The following is a 19485-nucleotide window of genomic DNA, read 5'->3' on the forward strand; positions in this document are numbered from 1 at the left end:
TTAACAGGGAAGACGATGACAAAAAACGTGCCTCACATTCAGGCTGAGTTAATGAATCAGATTGCCTGCGGCGACAAAGCCGCGCTGGCGCAGCTGTATCACAGCCTCTCTCCGAAGCTGTTCGGCATTATCCTGCGTATGGTCCGGCGCCGTGACTGGGCAGAAGAGATCCTCCACGACACCTTCCTTCAGATCTGGCAATCGGCAACCTATTACGACGACAGGCGCAGCGAACCGCAGATATGGCTCTGTCACATTGCCCGCAATCGGGCGATCGATTTTCTGCGAAAACATGAGAACCGGTGCTGTTCCATGGAGGAGATCACCGAAGCGGAAGCGGGCTTTGATACCCCGCTCTCTGCCGATGGCGGACATGCAGAGGCGCGCCGTCTTCAGCACTGTATGGCGCATCTGCCGCCAGAACAGCGTCAGACGCTTTCGCTCGCCTATTATCGTGGCCTGTCGCAGAGTGAAATTGCCCTCTCCCTGAGCCAGCCGGAAGGCACCATAAAAAGCTGGATCCGTCGCGCGTTAACCCATCTGCGGGAGTGCATAGGCCTATGAGTGCTCAGGAAAACGAAGACCTTGTCGCCGCGGAATATGTGCTTGGGCTGACCGATGACGCCACCCGTCAGTCGCTGGATAAACGGCTTAATGAGGACGTGGCTTTTGCTGCCGAGGTGCTGCACTGGCAGAAAGCCTTTAGCGGACTCGATCGCATCACTCCGGCGGTCGCGCCTGCGCCCGGCGTCTGGCAGCGGATTGAGCGGGATCTCAGCCGCGCCGCACCCGCAGCCTCTGCACCCCGCACATCCGTTCATCCCGGATTCTGGCTCGGCTGGGGGCTGGCGGCGGCGCTGGCGGGCTTCCTGATCGTCAGTTACGTGACCAGGCCCGATGTCACCCCTGCTCTGCAGCCGGTGGCGGTGCTCAGCGGGGCGCAGCCTGATGCGCAGTTTGTGGTGAGTCTGGATAAGTCCGCTTCGCTGATTGAGGTATCTGCCCTGAACATCACGCTACCTGCGGATAAAAACTTTGAACTATGGCTGATCAAAGGCAGTGCCGCACCACAGTCGCTGGGTCTGATCGCGCGTCGCGAGGGTAACGCCTTTAAACTGCCTGCCGGCGCGCTGGACAACCAGACGGTGCTGGCGGTCAGTCTTGAACCGCTGGGCGGCTCTAAACAGGCCGGGCCATCGGGGCCGGTCGTTTTCCAGGGCAGGGTCACACTGCTCTGATTGGGCCGCAGACCCGCGCTGTTAATCATCCGGCCCGCCAGCAGGCTGTGCTGCCGGGCCGGGACTCAGGGCTGACGTCTGCAGCTCGCCAGAATATCGTCAGCGGCGACATATTCCCGGGTCTGCACGCCCGTCATCCCCAGCAGCGTGGAAAAAAGATTGTCGTGGGAATATTTCTGCGTCGCGGCGTGCTGGTCCAGACAGTGGTAGTCCACGCCGTAACGCTGCTGGTAGTCAGGCGACAGCCAGATCAGCAGCGGAACGTGGGTCTGGACGTCGGGCGCAATCGCGTAGGGCAGACCATGCAGATAAACACCGTTCTCGCCCAGAGACTCACCATGGTCTGAGAGATAGATCAGGCTGGTAGTGAATCTATCCTGATGGGCTTTGAGTAACGTGATCGCTTTATCAACGATGTAGTCCGCATAGAGGATCGTATTGTCATAAGTGTTGATCAGCTGCGCCTGGGAGCACTCCTGAATCTGTTTCGTTTCACAGGTGGGTGTAAATCTGCGGAACGCCGGGGGATAGCGGTGGTTGTAGGTGGGCCCGTGACTGCCAATGGTGTGCAGCACGATAATGCCATTGCCCTGCAACTGGCTGATGTACGCCTCCAGCCCGTGAAAAAGCACATCGTCATAGCATTCGCCGTTGATGCACATCTCCGGCAGATTAAGATCGGTCATCTCCTGATTCGGCACCCGTTCGCACGCACCCTTGCAGCCGCCATCGTTCTCATTCCATAACACGCTCAGCCCGGCGCGCTGCAGGATGTCCAGCAGGCCCTCCTGATGGCTGGCCAGTGCATCGTCATAATGGCGACGCGGCATATTTGAGAACATGCAGGGAACGGAGACGGCGGTGGAGGTGCCGCAGGAAGAGGTCGCCGGAAAGTAGATGACGTCCTGTTTTGCGAGCAACGGATTGGTTTCCCGGTCATAACCGCCCAGAGAGAAATTGGCGGCGCGTGAGGTTTCACCTACTACCAGGATCGTCAGGTTCTTTTTCGGGCCGTTCAGCATCTGCGGCTGCTGACGGGCATCCTCACCTATTTTCACCAGCGGAAGGTTGGCCCGCTCGCGATGGCTGTAGTAAGAGAGTGAGGCGGCGATGAAATTCGAGGGGCTGAGTGACTTTAGCAGCGAGTGGTTGTTGCGAATCAGCGAGGCGTAATCTTTATAAAACAGCAGGGCAATCAGGGCGATGATAACAAGAGAGATCGCCAGACTGATGCCGCGCTGTACAATACCTTTCCACACCGGAACGGCATGTTTAAACCTGGGCCAGAAAGCCAGCGCCGCGACCAACACTCCGCTCGCCAGAATGACGAGGATCATCTGAGGCGTCAGCAGCGCCAGGCTTTCAGCGGGCGTCGTATCCACCATATTGGTGATCATCGAACGATCAAGGACGATGCCGTAGTGCTGAATAAAATACTGCGCGGTGGCGGCAATCATGACAAATAACGCAATGGTGATTCTGTCGAGCCACAAAAAGGAGGCGAGCGTCACCACTACATTAATGGCGCTGAACGCCACCACCGGCATAGAAAGGAAAAAGAATATGTTACCCGCACCGTTTAGCGGAATGAGTGAACTGGCCTGGCGGTAAAAAGGAAGGTTAAGGAAAACCGAAATATAGAGTGAGAATAAAATAATGAACGTCACGCGGTGTAACACGGGCTGACTGAATCTGATTCGTGGCATGAAGGTATTCCGTAACCCTGAGGTAAACTAAGCAAATGAAAAGTAATTTCTGAATGGGTTTACAGGAATCAATCAGAATTATTCGTCGTGCAAAGCGAATAAATGCAGTCCGAGGCTGTGCGTTATTAATGAGATGTCACGTTAAACCTTTACCAGAGGAACAGGGGAAAGGGTTAAAACCTCTGCCGGGCCGATACTGTTAAGCAGCGATGAAATTTTTACTACAGTTGATGATGTTTTAATTGAAATTATGTGATTAAGATCACTCTAATTCATTTAAGACTATTCATTTTGTTAAGCAGGGCCAGCAGTAATAGCAAACAGAATGAGTGGAGGTGTGGTTCATCAGGTTCATATCCGGGCCGGAGTGGGCAGACATCGGATGTTTTAAGAGGCGAGGGGGTCGGTTATCACGGCGTGGGTTCAGACCAGAGCTTACAAATCGTTAACCCGCTTTTCTGACCGGATAAGACACGCTATGCAGCGAGAACGGCATTTCACCCTCAGACCTTTGCAATACACATTTTCGATTCCCATTGCGCAGGCTGGCAGCAAAGGACAAAGCGGGTATGAGTCATGCCAGCTGACAGATCAACGCAATGCGTTAATCGCCTCCATGACCTGCTGCGTTGCCTCATCCAGGCTTCCCTCATTACGGCATAACAACCAGCCGTTACGCGCGACCTCCAGCTCAAACGCACGGGTGCAGGCAGTGTGCTCATCCAGCCGCTGGATCACCGTGCTGCCCAGACCCCGCGACCGCGCCGCGGCTCTTGCCCATGATACCTCCGGAGCGGTTACCACGCCGACGTGCAGGTCCGGAACACGCACGTTGTGCTCTCTGTTAAGCTGTAAGATCTCCGCAAAGGGGATCATCCGGCGAAACGCGGCATCTGAGGGATACCAGCGGTCCATCAGAATAAGGCTGTCGGCTGGCTGTCTGGTCAGAACCTGCTGTGAAATCCATGCCCGGCTCAGCGCAAAGCGTTGGCAAATCTCCCGTTCCAGCTCAACAGAGGGGTTTCTGGCAAGCCGGTTTACGAGCAACATGGTTTCCGCTCTGAAAGGATCGCTTTTCTTTTCGCAAAGCCGGACGACCTTGCGCTTCTCTGCCCTCAGACTCCGAGCGATCGCCTCCAGCAGGGTAGTTTTTCCGGCGCCTTTGGGGCCATCCAGCGTGACAAACAGTGGACGGCTCACCATCGGACTGATGGGCCGCAGGCGTTAAGGTGACAACGGGGATCTGACATAAGCATTCTCTGTTCCGGGCTGAGCACGTTTCTGATCGTTTATTGCGGGGCTGCAGGGTCATTCCGGGTAGGGAACCGGGACGCTGAGCGTCCTGGTATTCTGATGTATAGGTGACCCGTGGGGCAGTGTAATGTAAGCACATCGGGCTGGAAACGAAAAGTATCGCGGTCTGAACAGTGAAATGGCGGTTGCGGTAATCTGCGCATCGCCGCTGCGCGTAAAAAGCCGCCCTGACGGGCGGCTCTGATCACAGCGATGAAGAGGGGAGGGAGCGGGTCGTCTCAGCCTGCCGTGACACGCCGGGTGGCAGGGCGCTGAGGCAGCAGAACCAGAAAAGTGATAATCATCAGCGCCAGGGCCAGCGAGGCACCGTAGCGGCTCAGCGCCAGCCCGCCTGCGGCAAAGGGTTTATCCAGGAAGTCTCCGACAACCGCACCCAGCGGGCGGGTCAGAATAAAGGCGGCCCAGAAAAGCGCGGTGCGCGACAGCGAGGTGAAGCGGCTGGCCGCCCAGATGATAGCCAGCGCGCCGACAAACAGCAGGATCCCGCCATCGTAGCCCAGCCCTTCACTGTCTGCCGTCCAGTCACCCAGTGCGGTGCCCAGCGTCTGCGAGAACATGATGGTGACCCAGTAAAACGTCTCGGTCACGCCGTTGCTGACCGAGCTGACCGCTACCGTTCCGCAGGTCACTTTCCAGAGGAAAAGCGAGAGAACCAGCAGGATGCTCAGCAGCACGGTGCCGCCCAGATAACCGATACCCAGCGAGCGGTCAGCGAAATCCGCCAGCGTGGTTCCGACGGTGGTGGTCGCAACCACGGTGAACCAGTAGATCCATTTGTTGAAGCTGTGGCGATTGATCTGCACCACCACCGCCACCAGGAAGATGATGGCGAAAATCAGGGTGCCGGTCAGATAACCGAGGTTCATCGACATTGTCACCGCGTCACCACCGGTTTCACCCAGTGTGGTCGCCGCGATTTTAGTCAGCCAGAACGCCGCAGTTATGGCCGGTACTTTACTCAAGGAGAGAGAGGCTGTGTGATTATTTTGCATAGGGTAACACTCCGGAAAAGCCCAACATGGGCTAATAAAGCGGAGAGGTTATAAAAGTAATCTTAAGTGAATATTAAGCGAACAGCGGAAGGCGAGGTTAATGAGCAAACAAACCCGGCTCACAAAAGCAGCCAGAGCGGCACGGCGGGTCATGATGGCTGATTTGACTTAGCGGCCCGTCAGCCTGGCCTCTGCACTGCATCTCAGCATCTGATAGCAGACGATTAGCCGGGGCCGGTGGTCAGATAAACTGGCAACACGTTCTTTGCGACGCCGGATTATTTAAGAAAAAAAACTGAACAGTTTCGCCGCCGCTGCTGATAGCGTCTGCATCGGTTCGGCCGCGCCATCAGCCTGCCAGGCGGATAACACGAAACGGCGCCGGGGCGTCAGGCCCTACCACGTTGTTCACCGCAGTCGGAGCGGGAAAAGGGATGCCAGGATTAAAGATTTCTGGCGTATCAGCCGATATACACAGGCTGATACTTTACCACCGCATCCGGTTATAAATTTGCGCAGAGCCACAGGGAGAAGGGCACCTCAGAAAAGCAACCGGACAGGTTCGGGTTGCAGCCATCGTTCAGGGCGGAGAATCTCGCAGGAATGAACCTCAGCCCGCCTCCTTCATCCGTGCCGGGCGGGTTTTTAAGGTTATAATCAGGTCTGTGCGACGAGTATTGAGCTTGTTTAATATCGTCAGTCACACCGGAGCCGACCGCCATGTACACAATGATCAAACCCTCCTTTACCGCCGTCTGGTCTACAGATGCGCAGGGTATCTGCATCGCCAGTCAGGAAAGTCCTGCCGGCGTGATACCCGAACTCAGGGGCGTGACGCTGAGTTCATGGCTGAGGCTGGCGCAGGCTGAGGACGATGCAAAGGTCGCATTGCAGTTGACGGCAGCGCTTGAAGGGCTGACGCCTTTTCACATTGAGGTGCCGATTCACTGTCTGGATGGCAAAACGCGGCGCGTCCTTGTTTCCGGCCTGCCCGATTCACAGCCGGGTACCTCTCCTCTGCAGTACAACGGCTTTATCCTTGATGTCACCGGACAGCGTAAAGCACTGGAGGATGCGCTGCGCACGGCGGCTGAGTATCGGCTGTTGATCGAAAACAGCACCGATCTGATCGCCCACTGCGATGCAGAGGGCCGGTACGTTTCCGTCTCCCCCTCTTATTGCGAACTGATTGGCTGGACAGCCGAAGAGATGATCGGCCGCCGGGTAGTGGATTTGCTGCACCCTGACGATCGCCAGCCTGCGACTGACGCGCTGGCCACGCTCTTCAGCGGCGGCGTGCTGCCGGATGTGGTTGAGGTGCGCAAACTGCATCGCGACGGTCATTACATGCTGATGGGCACCAAAGCCTGTGGCGTGATCAATCCTTCCACAGGCAAAAATATTGGCGCCGTGCTGGTGTCGCGTGATATCACGCGCGAAAAAGAAAAATTACGCGATCTTGAAAAGCTGGCCACCCTGGACACGCTGACCGGACTGCATAATCGCGCCTGGATCAACGATAAGGTTGAACAGATGCTGGCCCGTACCGATGAACAGGCTTATACCACGGTGATGTTCATCGATCTAAATGGATTCAAGGCGGTAAACGATCTGATGGGCCATGCTACGGGCGATGCGTTGCTGCAGGAGGTGAGTAAGCGGCTCCAGCGTTGTATGCGTCCAGGTGACTCCGTGGCAAGACTGGGCGGCGATGAATTTGTCGTGGCAGCCCGCTGCACGGACAGTGAAGCGGCATCGTCTATTGCCCTGCGTATCACCAGCAGCCTGCAAAAGCCCTTTACCATCAATAATGTGGAGGTGCGCATCAGCGCCGCCATCGGTATCAGCCTTGCCCGTTTCGGCAACATCTCCGCTAAAATGTTATTTGAGAATGCGGATAAAGCGATGTATCAGGCCAAAGCGCGCCGTGATGGTACCTTTCAGTTTTTTGACTTTCCTTCACAGCCAGCAGAAGAGTAAGCGGAGGCTGATGCATTCATTACTGCACGCTTTTGTGACGCGCTGCGTCCGACGCTGCAGCCTTATAAACACCTCGTTATGCAACAGAACAGAGCTCTTATCACTGCCAGAGCAGGTGCCAGGCCTGTCTCTGTGCGACGCTCACTCCTTCAGCGGAACCCGTTTCACGTCTGACCAGCAGCGACAGACCGGCGTGACGGCAGTACCTTTCTGTACATGCGCGTTTACAGGTTGATTGTCAGAAACCCGTATTCATTGTTAATGCGAATCTGCTTATTCTGTCCTGTTCTCATCTTCGGCGTCATAGGCCGTCTGCGCCTGTTTCAGCGTCTCTCCATGTTGCTTTGCCCAGCCGACCAGCGCGACGAAAGGGGTCTGCAGGGTCTGACCCAGCGGCGTGATTGCATACTCCACTGCCACAGGCGATGAAGCGATCACTTTGCGGCTGACTAATCCGTTACGTTCCAGCCGTCGCAGGGCTTCCGTCAGAGATTTGTGGGTAATCGGGTCCAGCCTGCGCTTAATAGCGTTAAATCGGGCAGGCTGAACGCACAGCACTGTCAGGATCAGAACCGACCATTTGTTCGCGACCTGTTCAAGGATAGGGCGGGTACTGTTGATCTCGGCCAGCAGCGTAGTGATATCAGGGGACATTCGGTTTCCTTGGGGATATCTGGTATACATCAGGTGCGTAATTGACACTAAATATACAAAATATATCATTGGATGTCTAAGGTCTGTCTGGAGTCACAATGATGAAACTAAGTGGAAAAGTCGCTCTGGTTACCGGCGGCAGCAGCGGTATCGGCCTCGCTATTGCCCATCGATTTGCCCGGGAAGGCGCCCGGGTCTTTATCACCGGCCGCCGTGAAACGCAGCTGGCTGAGGCTGCTGCACTGATTAGGGGCCAGATTGAAACAGTTGCCGGTGATCTTACGCACCCCGATGATCTCGCACGTCTGTTCGGGACGCTGCAGGCCAAAGCTGGCCGCCTCGATATCCTCGTCAGTTCTTCGGGCGTGGCAGAACCGGCATCCCTGGACGAGACCACGGAAGCGCACTTTGACCGCGCCTTTAATCTGAATGTGCGGGCCATGGTGCTGGCGGTGCAACGTTCGGTACAGCTTATGGGCGAGGGCAGCGCTATCGTGCTGGTCGGTTCGATTGCAGGCAGTATGGCGAATCCGGGTTATGGCACCTATTCCGCCAGTAAGGCTGCGGTGCGATCCTATGCCCGCACCTGGAGTCATGAACTGGCACCGCGCGGCATCCGGGTTAATACTCTGAGTCCCGGCCCGATCGATACGCCGATGTTTGACCAGGCGAGCGATGAAGTCAGGGAGGCACTGAGTGCGCAGATACCGGCAAAACGGCTGGGGCATCCTGATGAAGTCGCGGCAGCAGCGCTGTTCCTGGCCTCCGATGAGAGCCGGTATGTCAGCGGCACTGAGCTGGTTATCGATGGCGGCATGTCTGCATAGCGAAGCCATCCGCTGCTGCTGCCCGTGAGCCGGACAGGTCAAAGGCAGAAAAGGGTAACGGTCTGAACGCCAGCCTGAATCACGCACACGGGAGCGTCACACACCCGCGCACAACGTTGCTGCCGCTGTTTCCGGGCTCTCAGGATGCGCTGCGGGTGGCGCCTCTTCTCCGGCAGCAATGACTGTCACGCAGTGACATCCGGTCAGCCAGGTGTCACTGCGGCAAGGGATAACAGGTTGTCCAGTTATAGTTAACTCTGGCCAGAGTCAGCTCGCCGCTAACCTCGCCATAGTGACAGTTCTGCCGTTCAGCAAAATAGTGGCGCAGATTGTCGGGCAGAAAATCTGCGTGGTAGCGCAGGATCGTACTGTGCCAGAAAGGGGCGGGCAGTGCCTTGCCAGAATGACGCAACAGTACCTCCTCTTTCCAGTCAGACTGCATCACCTGTTCGCAGAAGCTCTGGCGCAGGTCGCCTGCCGGGCTTTCAGGGATACCTGCCAGCAGCAACTGATTTGGCAATGCCACCAGGCGCAGATGCCGGATAACCACTTTTTTTGCGTCAAATGCTGACCATATCGCCGCGAGTTGCGTCATTTTCTCCGGCAACAATTCGTGTGCGTCGTAGAGCGGTAAAGTCAGGGGTATAAAGGTGAAGTGAAATCCCCGGGCGGGCAACAGATCGGCCAGAGGATCGTGCCGGGAGATCAGCTGTAACTCACTGAGGAGCTGTGAGACAGCCGCAGATAAAGGCGGCTGAATGCTGTTGCGAGCGCAAGTTTCACCGGGTCATAGTCACTTCCCTCTTTAACCTTCCCTGTCCCTGGGTTTTTCGCCCATGTCGCGACCGTTTTCGTACTGGCAGAGCGGTATATCTCTTCCAGCGTGGCTGATTTCATGACAGATACCGGGACGATTGCATTGTCATATACCTTATGCAGTTAACGAAGATACGATAGCGTTGTGATGAATCGCTATGCTGTTGTGCCGTCCGCCGGCCGGGGCCTGAACGCCTGAAGCATTTCTCACAGAGTATTCCGCAAACGCACCAGTATTCTGCGTCTGTATGCCAGGATAATGGCGCACAGCAGGAGGCTGAGCAACGCCGTGCAGATAAACACTCCCGCACCGGTCCACGCCAGCATGACGCCACCGATTAACGGTCCGGCCGCAATGCCCAGGGTCGTCAGCATAGACGCGCCAAGATAGGCACCCCGATGCGCTGGCGGAGCGAGCTGGTCGAGCAGAATGTTCAGATTCGGCATCAGGATCGCCTCACCCATGCTGAACACACAGGTCACCGTGAGCCATATCCAGGCATCCGGTGAACGCACCGAAAAAAAGCAGAGTTGCGACAAGGCAAAAATCAATCCACCCAGCAGAATACGTTCCGGCAGCGTATAGCCTGCCAGAAACCGCATGATAAATGTCTGAAACATCAGTACGGTACATGCATTGGTCACCAGAATCAGAGTAATCAGCTTAATGGCCTTCTCGCCGTTCAGTAAAAGGAGATACTGAGGCAGAACCGCTTCATAATGAATAAACACCACACTGCATAAAATGCTGCACAGCAGCGCTGCAATAAAGACTCTGTCCCTGATAATAATGCCGGTGACCTGATGCAGTCTGAGTTTTGTTTCGCTTTCTTTCTGTTCCCCGGCCAGCAATGCCCCGGCCGGAATAAACAGCAGCACGTACACAAAAAAAGGCAGGTAAGACAATCCGGTGATCAGGAATGTGCCTTTCTGCGAGGTCAGCCCGAACGCGATGCCGACCAGAGGACCAAATACAGCCGCGACGTTGATCAGGTAATAACGCATCTGCAGCGCAATCGCCCGGCGACGTCGGTCACCCAGTAAATCGCTCATCAACGCGCGCAATGGCGGATCAACCCAGGCAAAGGAAACGCCGATGATCATCAGACCGGTAATAAACAGTCCCAATCCTGCCGCCTTTGCAAGAATAATGTAGCCCAGAGCCGAAAAGGCGCAGCCGAGTAAAAGAATGAGGCGTCGGCCAAGCCTGTCCGAGATCTGCCCTCCGTACATGCCGAGCACTACGGAAATTAAGGCGCTGCTGGTCATGGCGACGCCAATGGCGACTGGGGTCATGTGATAATTCTGCGTCATGATTACGGCGATAAACGGCCATGCCATAAAATAACTGAACCGGATGACTAATGTGAAAAAGAGCAGGGCGTGGACCGTCCCGGAAAAGTTCGCAAGGTCCGGAATAATCCCGGTGTGTGACACTCCCCGGCGGCAGGTTCAGATTTCATAAAATAGCCTTATATGAGAATGATTAACAAATTTGTGGGCATGCAGTTATAAGTTACTGAATAGTAATAAATTTATTCACACGCCATCGCAACTGAATTGTTAACGAATAGATGATTTCACGCGGTTATCAGGTAAAGGTTGTTAACTGAAGAGGAATGTAAGGGAAACAGGGATGCCGGGAATCAAAACGCCGACGTAAGTGCTGAATTACGGGGCGCAGGCAGATGCTGAGCGGTAAGGCACAGTAAAAGACGATCATAGTCAGGACGGGGCCTGCATCAACCGGACTGCTGTATCTGTTTATGCCTGTCCGGGCTGCGAGGTGATGGATTCGGGCGGTGAAGCGATTACAGCTTATGTGTTACTCCCATGCTCATTCGTCTCTTTAATGACCGCGAGCGCTGTTTGAGGGTGACAGGGTCAGGTTTTGGGTGAACAGCGGTCGTATACTTCCAGAAGAAGAAAAAGCGTTGCTAAGGAAACCGGAAGAGTCGTCATTAACGGGTGGACTCTTCTCTCAGCCCTTTCACCCTGAACGGCGACAAGATGGTTAATTAAACAGCATAAGATATCGTGAATTAAGCTGAACCAGCCCTCTGGATGAACATGAATGGGGCGCAGGGAAAAGGCAGTACCCTCCTTATTCCGGACGCTCAGGTAATCCTGTTAATTTATGAAACCTGTAAAAAGGAGGGCCAGTTATGAACATCCACTATGCGAAAGTTATCCCATGCAGCCCGGGGTTTGAGGCACTGAAATCGCAGAGTATGGCCGAGGGATTCAATATGCTGCGTCGGCTGGAAGAAAACTGGCTCAGTGGAGATAACCGTTTTAACAGACCTGGCGAAAGCCTGATAAGCGCGTATGCTGATGGCCTTATGGTCGGCGTATGCGGGCTTAATATTGACCCTTTTGAATCAGAAACAGGCATCGGGCGGCTGCGACATTTCTATATAAGCAGGGAATGGAGAAACAGGCGGATAGGCAGCGGCCTGCTCAGTGAAATACTCAGGGATGCAGACAGCTGGTTTTATGCGATTAATACCAATGCGCCTTCATCAGCATTCGCTTTTTATGAACGGGCAGGTTTTATTTTATCGGACAGAGATAACGTTACCCATCAGTTCTGCCTCAGAAACCCGGCATGACCGCACCGTGACCTTTTGAACTCACAGCCAGTATCCTTTTAGGCTGCAGAAAACCGCCAGAACACGTTCAGAACCTCAGAATAGCTAACTGGCCGGATTGAGCATGAATCGCATCCGGTACGTTTTTCTTTTTCATCTGTAAAAAATCTTATTTAAAAGCCGTGGGTTCTCAGATATTCAGGGTCTGTTAATCCACGCAATTGGTAAAAATTTTTATCAGTTGTAACGGGTAAACGGCTGTGCGGAAATAAAAAATTGTCGTATTGATTGACGATAAGTGCGCTTATTTTACGGTTAAAACCTTCACAACTACACAGCGATTAAACAGTATTAATTTTTCTGAATACATTCATCGGCCTTGACTGTTGGAAGCGATCTTTCACTGTCTCTGCAGTGTTACAAAATTTTGTCCGTCTTCATTTTCAGTGCGTCTATAACGTTAGGGCGTTAGCAAAATAAGACCAAAGATAATTATTCTGAGGATGGATGGCGATGAAAACATTAACAAGAAGACACTTTATGGCTTTTGCGGCAGGTGGAACGGTCGCGCTTGCAGCAGGTCAGGCGATGGCTCACGACAACAGTGTAAAGACGTTTTCTGCTGGCACTGGCGGCGGAGGACGGGATCCCGGCCCTCATGATCCCGTCCGTGAAGCAGAAAACCCGGACATCGTAAATCCGCCTGCGACAGACAGTGGAACACTGCCGAATCTCCGTTTTTCTTTCAGTGACGCACATGTTCGCAAGGGAAGCGGTGGCTGGACGCGGCAGGTGACGCAGCGGGAGCTGGGCATCTCCACGACGATCGCGGGCGTCGATATGCGTCTTAATGCCGGAGGTATCCGCGAGCTGCACTGGCACAAGGAGGGCGAGTGGGCTTATATGACTTACGGCACTGCGCGGGTAACTGCGTTTGACACCAGTGGCGGATGGTTCGTCGATGATATTGCAGCGGGTGATCTTTGGTACTTTCCGCCGGGTATTCCCCATTCGATTCAGGGGCTCGGTCCTGACGGGTGTGAGTTTTTACTGGCTTTTGACGACGGTAATTTTGATGAGGACAGCACTTTTCTGCTGTCAGACTGGTTCAGACATATTCCACCAGAAATTCTGGCTAAGAACTTCAAGGTACCGGTCTCTTCATTTGCCCATCTTCCTTCACCTGATGATGAATACATCTTTGCCGGTAACGTTCCGGGCAGCCTGGAATCGGACAGCATAAAAGGAACTGCGAAATCGAAAATTCGCTTTACTCACAGGATGCTGGCTCAGGAACCGGTGCGCGCGCCGGGTGGCACCGTCAGGATCACCGATTCATCTAATTTCCCGGTTTCAAAAACCATCTCTGCCGCGCTGGTGGAAATTGAGCCGGGCGGCCTTCGCGAACTGCACTGGCACCCTAATAATGATGAGTGGCAATATTATCTTGAAGGCGAGGGGCGGATGGGGGTCTTTGCCTCATCAGGTCAGGCAAGAACGTTTGACTATCGCGCCGGAGATGTTGGCTATGTGCCTTTTGCAATGGGTCACTACATCGAAAATACCGGTAAAGGGCCGCTGCGTTTTCTTGAACTGTTTAAAAGCGATTACTATGCCGATATTTCGCTTAACCAGTGGCTGGCGAGCACTCCGCCTGAACTTGTCCGGCAGCATCTGCACCTGGATGATGAGTTTATGAATATGCTTTCACTTCAGAAGAATCCGGTAGTGAAATAATCAGTAAGGGTCTGTGGCTGAATGACCCGTACAGACGCGGGTCTGCTAAATCATAAACTAATAGAGTCCGCTGCTGGCGAGCGGACTGACACTCCGGTCCATGTCCGCTTTATGCGAAAAGCGGACCTCTAGCCTCGGTCCAGGATACCGGATTGTTTAGTCAGTTATATGCCTTCCTTGCTGTCTAACTTTGAATCGGCAATAGATAATTGCAAATGTTCCAGAAACGCCTTCACTTTGACAGGTAGATATTTTCTGCCGGAATACAGCGCGTAGAGCACCAGATCTTCAGGTTCGCGATTACAGTTAATTTTTATAAGGGAGCCGTTGTCGATTTCGGATTCACACGCATGGAGAGGCAAAATGGCGAAGCCAAGTCCTTTTATTGCAGCGGCTCTGGCCATCTGTCCGCTGTTCACCTTGTAACTGGAATGCACCCGAACAGTTTGGTTTTGTTTAAATCTCCAGGGCGTTCCCTGGAGTACCGACATACTGGTAATGCAAGGGATGTTGGCTAATTCATCTGGCGATCGTGGCAAGGGGTAACGTTTCAGAAGTTCTGGTGCGGCCACCACACAGCTTGGCCAGCGCAGAATTTCCCTGGCAACCCAGCTGGAATCTTCCAGTGGTCCACGCCCAAAGCGTAATACCAGATCAAATCCGTCCAGTAGTCCTTCTGTTGGGTCCAGCTGAGTGTCACAACTGAGCTGGATTTGTGGATGCCTGATGCAGAAGTCAGCAAGGACATCGGCCATGAAGGGAAGATCTGGGGTAATGATCTTCAGATGGCCTGAAAGTGAATCACCGAACAGGGATACTTCTTCCAGGGCATGGTCCAAAGCGCGCGTGAGCGGTGTGATGGATTGATATAGTTGTTTACCGGCTGCGGTCGGAATTATCTTGCGGGTTGTGCGCTCCAGCAGCCGCACGCGAAGTTGTTGTTCAAGTAAAGCGACATGACGGCTGACATTAGATGATGGCAGTTGAAGCTGATCTGCTGCGAGCTTAAAGCTCAACTTTTCATAGACAGCCTGAAAGCAGATCAGCCACTGCATCTCAAATTTCTCAATCATAAATTATCCCAGTAAATGAGATTAATAAAACTATATTGCCATATTTATCAGTAATAAGGTGGTTATTACAATTTCTATTACGTTGCGTAACAGGAAGAAGATGATGACCAGACCTAAGAAAATTGCCATCGTAGGAGCCGGGATTGCTGGAATGGCGCTGGCAATACTTGCAACCAGACAGGGCCATCAGGTCAGCATATTTGAACGTGGCAGCACCGTATCCACTTCAGGAGCGGGTGTGACGTTGTGGCCCAATGCCATGTTCGTCATGCAGAAGATGGGACTGGACAAAAAGGTAATTCATGTGGGTGGTACGCCCTGCATGATGCGCCAGTTTGACCGATGTGGTCTTCTTCAGACTGAGTTCGATATTTCAGCAGTAAATTCACTTTGCGGTTTTCCCAGCGTGACAGTCTTACGACGTGAGCTGCTCAGCTTACTGACCGGTGCGCTGGATAGTCTGGATTGCAAGATCAAATTCCGTTGTGCAATCACTACGGCAGATGTAATGAAGTTGAGCCAGGAGTTTAATCTGGTTGTAGGAGCTGACGGGCGTATGAATTCAGTCGTCCGCCAGGCCTTGTATGCGGAGAGAATACCTCCTCGTTATCATGGCTTTGTGAACGTAATAGGCGTAGGCAGACAACGAGAGGGCAGCCTGAGCAATGCTATCGATGATTTTCGAGGCCGGGGAGAGCGTTTTGGCATCGTGCCGGTGAATAACGAGTGGTGCTATTGGGCAGGTGCATGGAACGCTCCTGTTAACGATGAACGCCTTCGAGCGCATTATTTCGATGAGTTGCATCAGCGTTTTCAGGACTGGCCTGATCCTGTGCAGAATATATTGCAGTCATGTGATAAAGCATCGGTTAAGTGCATTTTTGTTCATGACATTGATCCTCTTACTTTCTGGCATCGGGACAATATTTTACTGATTGGAGACGCGGCTCATGCTTCCTTACCGACTTCCGGGCAGGGAGCATGCCAGGCGCTGGAAGATGCATGGCATTTGGCTCGCTTACTGAGTGAGATTGACGATATAGAGATTGTTCCGGAAAGCTTTTACCAGCTAAGACATAGCAAGACCTCAGCAGCCCAGCTGACTGGAAGACAAGTCGCGGATAAGATTTTTTCTGCACAACCTGAACCACTGTTGCCTGCCACTAATATTACCACTGCTGAACTCAGTCGGTTTTGGATGCAGGGTTTGACGTAGTAGTTATTTAAAACCCAGTTATGGTGAGTGAAGTTTTCTGTATGTCAGCTGGACACAGAATTAACCAGCGCGCCGATGGTTATCTTAGCCCGGACCTGGCAGGGTCCGCTTCTGGCACGAAGCGGACCAACGGCAGGCCATGGTCCGCTACGAGCGAGAAGCATAAGTCGCTACTGCGTGAGCTGGAATAGACCTTTGGTGGTGCGGCGGGCGCGAAGAATAGTCCGCATACATCAGCTTTCCCGGTGGCGTCAAAAAGTTCTTCTGCGATTTGACTCGCTAAGGGAAAACGCTTAACCCCCCCTACCAGGCAGGGAGGGGTATATTTCTGCATTCTTCAGCAAAACCCATCCGTCACGCGTTCTTAACAATATTTCTAATGTTTCCGCTTTCGTTGCCGATAACCTGATGGCTGGCTGAGTGATGAATTCACTCAGCATTTTTTTCATTTCAGGCGATAAGGATATTTATGAACAAGCTTTTTGTTGCGGCGGTACTGGCTCTGAGTTTAACCGGCTGTGCACAGCAGACTTTCGTAATGAAACAGAATCAGGTTGCCGCGGCGACGAAAACCACCAGCCAGCCGTTCTTTGTTTCAGGTATCGGTCAGCGTAAGAGCATTGATGCGGCGCAGGTGTGCGGCGGACAGGAGAAAGTTAATCGGGTTGAGGTGCAGCAGACTTTTGTTAATGGCTTACTGAGCGTGGTAACGTTTGGTATCTACACGCCACGTGAAGCGCGCGTTTATTGCGCCATCTGATAATACCTCAGGCCGGTTCGCCGGCCTAATCCTGCACCTTTTATTCAATCGCATTACTCTATTGTCCCTATCGAATTCAGCTGTCGCACTGCAGCGAGGCTTTACTGCTGACGATGTTAACCGAAACGCGTTCAGACAACGTCGTCCGGTCAGGTAATAGCAGTGGTAGGCTTCAGAGGCATGTCGGTCCGCTCTGAGCGAACAGCGGACATTTAAAAACTAAAATTTGTCAGATTGATTACAGAAAATTAAATGCTTAGCATCTGCTCTTTCAGACAAAGAAAATGACGGTTAACGATTCTCTCTTCGCATTCTCTCTCGCAGCGCTGTTACTTACTCTGACTCCCGGCCTTGATACGGCACTGATTCTGCGCACCGCTTGTGCGGAGGGCGGCAAAAAGGCTTTTCCCGCTGCGATTGGCATTGATGCAGGCTGTTTTCTATGGGGGACGCTGGTCGCATTAGGCCTTGGTGCTCTTCTGGCGGTATCAGAAATGGCTTATACTGTGCTTAAAGTTTGTGGCGCGTTCTACCTGAGCTGGCTGGGTTTACAACTGCTGATACGTCCCCGAACATCTTTCCGTGATGACAATGGTTTTCAGGGGAACGGGTTTATCAGAGGAATGTTGGGGAATCTACTCAACCCTAAAATGGGCATTTTTTATGTCTCCTTTTGCCACAGTTTATACCTGTCGGTCACTCACCTTTGATATGGACTTTTGTCCTGGTCAGCATCCACGTGGCGATTGGAACTATTTGGTCAGTCACACTCATTTTATCCACGCATTTTGCGTCAGCCATATTGAAGAAAAATCACGTTGTCCAGATGATGGACAGAGCAACAGGGGGATTATTTTTATGCTTCGCAGCTAAACTTGTTATGAGCACGAGATAGCCCCCTTGCCAGGCTGAATACGTTCACTTCTGGCACGAAGCGGACTCATCTGAAGCCATGTCGGCTATGAGTAAAAAAGGAAGTAAAGTGTCCGTCTCGAAAAAAGCGTTGTGATTACAGGCATAAGCGTACGTTAATCAATCAGAGCAGATCAGTGCTATTGAAAACGAAATGCAGGTATGATCGTAAAATGAATAAATCAAGTATTTCGTTAAGGAAATTTGTATGCAGGAAAAAATGCAACGTGTGATATCTTTTGTGGAATCATATATCCATCAACTTCCACGCGAGAATCACAAAAGACGTCAATGTTTCCTGCTTTTTCTTACCGGTATAATTTGCTGCACGGGCGGGGTGGGTTGGTCTGGCGCTTATATTTATAGTGATAAACCCTATCTGGCCGCAATGTGCTCATCCGTTGTCACACTAGGCGTTTATTCATTGTATACAGCATTTAAAGGACTCAGGAAAAGGGATGTCTCTGTATTTTCCCATCTTATTCTTTTTATCTGTATAATAATCTCCCTGACTGATTATCCAATTACTAACATCCCTCGCTCATCTCACACCTATTTACTGGTTTATTCCATAGGTGGGATGTTATTCCTCAGGAATGAATCCAATTATTTTAAAAACTACATTCCCCTGTTTAGTCTGTTGCTATATTTTATTCTTTCTGTCTCTGACATTAGCTTTACCTCAGAAGATTTTCATCCTCCCGTACCGATAATGAATAATGGCGTATATGTTAACTATGCTATCTGCCTGCTTCTGATGTTTGGTATTCTTGTTATATATCGCAGCGATTATACCAATGAGAAATATATCGAATGCGCATTAACTAAGGCAATGATAAAGAACGAATTGTTTATATGCTATCAGCCACAAATAGATAATAACGGACATGTTCGATCAGCAGAAGCGCTTTTGAGATGGAAGCACCCAACTAAAGGTTTTATATCTCCTGATAGTTTCATCCCCGTAGCGGAAGCCTCAGGTTTGATCATACCTTTAGGGTATTGGGTTTTAGAACAGGTCTGCAGAGATATGAGAATAATGAATAGTCATAACATAAATGTTAAGGTGTCTGTTAATTTAAGTCCCTTACAATTAATGGAGCCAGGTTTTACTTATAACGCTCAGGCTATACTTGATAAAGAATCAATATCATTCAATAGAATAACTTTGGAAGTAACCGAAAGTACTTTTTATTATGATAAGAAAAAAATAGCCATGATGATGAATGATCTCTCAGAAAAAGGCGTGTCATGGTCTCTTGATGATCTTGGTTCTGGTTATGCGTCGCTCAATGTCCTGAACGAAATGCCATTCGATGAAGTTAAAATAGACAGATCGCTTTTGAAAAATGGCGTGAATGACGTAAAAAACCTTGTAATTATAGAGAATATAATTGAAATGGCAAAAAAAACTGGAATGAGCGTGGTCGTAGAGGGGGTTGAAACAGAGAAGATGGCGCAGATCTTATTTAACATGGGTAATGTTATCCTGCAGGGCTTTCATTACTCCAGACCATTACCTCTTGACGAATTTGTTGCCTTCATGAAGAGAGATCATTCATTCAGCGGTTGCAATTAATCTGACATATCTGCGATAAACGATAGCTGTGATTTTTGAGTGGCGATTCAGAGCGTGCTCGTTGTACCCTGCTTAAAAAGCTTAAATGCC

15 protein-coding genes and 2 pseudogenes are annotated in these 19485 nt (G+C 51.9%); 10 read left to right on the forward strand and 7 right to left on the reverse strand.

Translation table 11 applies throughout. The annotated features are described in order from the left end of the window. The first annotated feature begins 15 nt into the window (after positions 1-15). Positions 16-564 (forward strand): sigma-70 family RNA polymerase sigma factor, encoded by a 549-nt coding sequence (locus tag ACLHDD_RS18895; RefSeq protein ID WP_427105377.1) that lies wholly within the window; start codon positions 16-18, stop codon positions 562-564. After that, complete coding sequence (locus ACLHDD_RS18900; protein ID WP_427105378.1) at positions 561-1238, forward strand: anti-sigma factor; 678 nt, start codon at positions 561-563, stop codon at positions 1236-1238. The genes ACLHDD_RS18895 and ACLHDD_RS18900 overlap by 4 nt, the downstream gene beginning before the upstream one ends. A 65-nt stretch (positions 1239-1303) precedes the next feature. Here ACLHDD_RS18900 and eptA read toward each other — a convergent pair whose 3' ends face one another. The 3 genes from eptA to ACLHDD_RS18915 form a co-directional block, all read right to left on the reverse strand. Continuing rightward, complete coding sequence (eptA, locus tag ACLHDD_RS18905; protein WP_427105379.1) at positions 1304-2944, reverse strand: phosphoethanolamine transferase EptA; 1641 nt, start codon at positions 2942-2944, stop codon at positions 1304-1306. Between the two features lie 591 nt (positions 2945-3535). Further along, positions 3536-4144, reverse strand: a complete 609-nt coding sequence (locus tag ACLHDD_RS18910; RefSeq protein ID WP_427105649.1) for a dTMP kinase — start codon at positions 4142-4144, stop codon at positions 3536-3538. A gap of 332 nt (positions 4145-4476) precedes the next feature. Then, positions 4477-5250, reverse strand: coding sequence for a hypothetical protein (locus ACLHDD_RS18915; RefSeq protein ID WP_427105380.1), 774 nt, complete (start codon positions 5248-5250; stop codon positions 4477-4479). 720 nt (positions 5251-5970) lie between these two features. Between ACLHDD_RS18915 and ACLHDD_RS18920 the strand changes: the two genes are divergently transcribed. Continuing rightward, positions 5971-7230: a diguanylate cyclase domain-containing protein gene (locus ACLHDD_RS18920; RefSeq protein ID WP_427105381.1), complete on the forward strand. Its 1260-nt coding sequence runs from the start codon at positions 5971-5973 to the stop codon at positions 7228-7230. A 273-nt stretch (positions 7231-7503) separates the two neighbouring features. On the opposite strand, the gene ACLHDD_RS18925 is transcribed toward ACLHDD_RS18920, so the two are convergent. Beyond that, complete coding sequence (locus ACLHDD_RS18925; protein ID WP_427105382.1) at positions 7504-7884, reverse strand: winged helix-turn-helix transcriptional regulator; 381 nt, start codon at positions 7882-7884, stop codon at positions 7504-7506. 98 nt (positions 7885-7982) lie between these two features. Here ACLHDD_RS18925 and ACLHDD_RS18930 point away from each other — a divergent pair, with 98 nt between their 5' ends. Beyond that, a complete protein-coding gene (locus ACLHDD_RS18930; RefSeq protein ID WP_427105383.1) occupies positions 7983-8711 on the forward strand; it encodes an SDR family NAD(P)-dependent oxidoreductase in 729 nt (242 codons plus the stop codon). A gap of 214 nt (positions 8712-8925) precedes the next feature. Here ACLHDD_RS18930 and ACLHDD_RS18935 read toward each other — a convergent pair. Together ACLHDD_RS18935 and ACLHDD_RS18940 are read right to left on the reverse strand one after the other, a co-directional pair. Then, positions 8926-9608 (reverse strand): annotated as a pseudogene (locus ACLHDD_RS18935) (hypothetical protein). A gap of 126 nt (positions 9609-9734) precedes the next feature. Then, complete coding sequence (locus ACLHDD_RS18940) at positions 9735-10868, reverse strand: MFS transporter (protein WP_427105384.1); 1134 nt, start codon at positions 10866-10868, stop codon at positions 9735-9737. 824 nt (positions 10869-11692) lie between these two features. On the opposite strand from ACLHDD_RS18940, the gene ACLHDD_RS18945 reads away from it, so the two are divergent. Next, positions 11693-12139 carry a GNAT family N-acetyltransferase gene (locus tag ACLHDD_RS18945; RefSeq protein WP_427105385.1) on the forward strand — a complete coding sequence of 149 codons (447 nt, stop codon included), beginning with the start codon at positions 11693-11695 and terminating at the stop codon, positions 12137-12139. Positions 12140-12631: 492 nt separating this feature from the next. Continuing rightward, complete coding sequence (locus ACLHDD_RS18950) at positions 12632-13855, forward strand: cupin domain-containing protein (RefSeq protein ID WP_427105650.1); 1224 nt, start codon at positions 12632-12634, stop codon at positions 13853-13855. A gap of 164 nt (positions 13856-14019) precedes the next feature. Here the strand turns inward: ACLHDD_RS18950 and ACLHDD_RS18955 are convergent, their stop codons facing one another. Continuing rightward, entirely contained in the window at positions 14020-14928 is a 909-nt protein-coding gene (locus tag ACLHDD_RS18955) for a LysR family transcriptional regulator (protein WP_427105386.1), read from the reverse strand. 100 nt (positions 14929-15028) lie between these two features. On the opposite strand from ACLHDD_RS18955, the gene ACLHDD_RS18960 reads away from it, so the two are divergent. The 4 genes and pseudogenes from ACLHDD_RS18960 (at position 15029) to ACLHDD_RS18975 (ending at position 19395) form a co-directional block, all read left to right on the forward strand. Next, the gene (locus ACLHDD_RS18960) at positions 15029-16144 is read left to right on the forward strand and encodes an FAD-dependent monooxygenase (RefSeq protein ID WP_427105387.1); all 1116 of its coding nucleotides are present in this window, start codon (positions 15029-15031) and stop codon (positions 16142-16144) included. Between the two features lie 469 nt (positions 16145-16613). Then, on the forward strand, positions 16614-16904 hold the full coding sequence (locus ACLHDD_RS18965) for a Bor/Iss family lipoprotein (RefSeq protein WP_427105388.1): 291 nt from the start codon (positions 16614-16616) through the stop codon (positions 16902-16904). A gap of 284 nt (positions 16905-17188) precedes the next feature. Continuing rightward, positions 17189-17799, forward strand: a pseudogene (locus ACLHDD_RS18970) (LysE family translocator). A gap of 225 nt (positions 17800-18024) precedes the next feature. Next, on the forward strand, positions 18025-19395 hold the full coding sequence (locus ACLHDD_RS18975; RefSeq protein ID WP_427105389.1) for an EAL domain-containing protein: 1371 nt from the start codon (positions 18025-18027) through the stop codon (positions 19393-19395). Positions 19396-19485: the final 90 nt, after the last annotated feature.

Origin of the sequence: Pantoea sp. NSTU24, from assembly GCF_050157905.1 — a bacterium.
GTDB lineage: Bacteria > Pseudomonadota > Gammaproteobacteria > Enterobacterales > Enterobacteriaceae > Pantoea.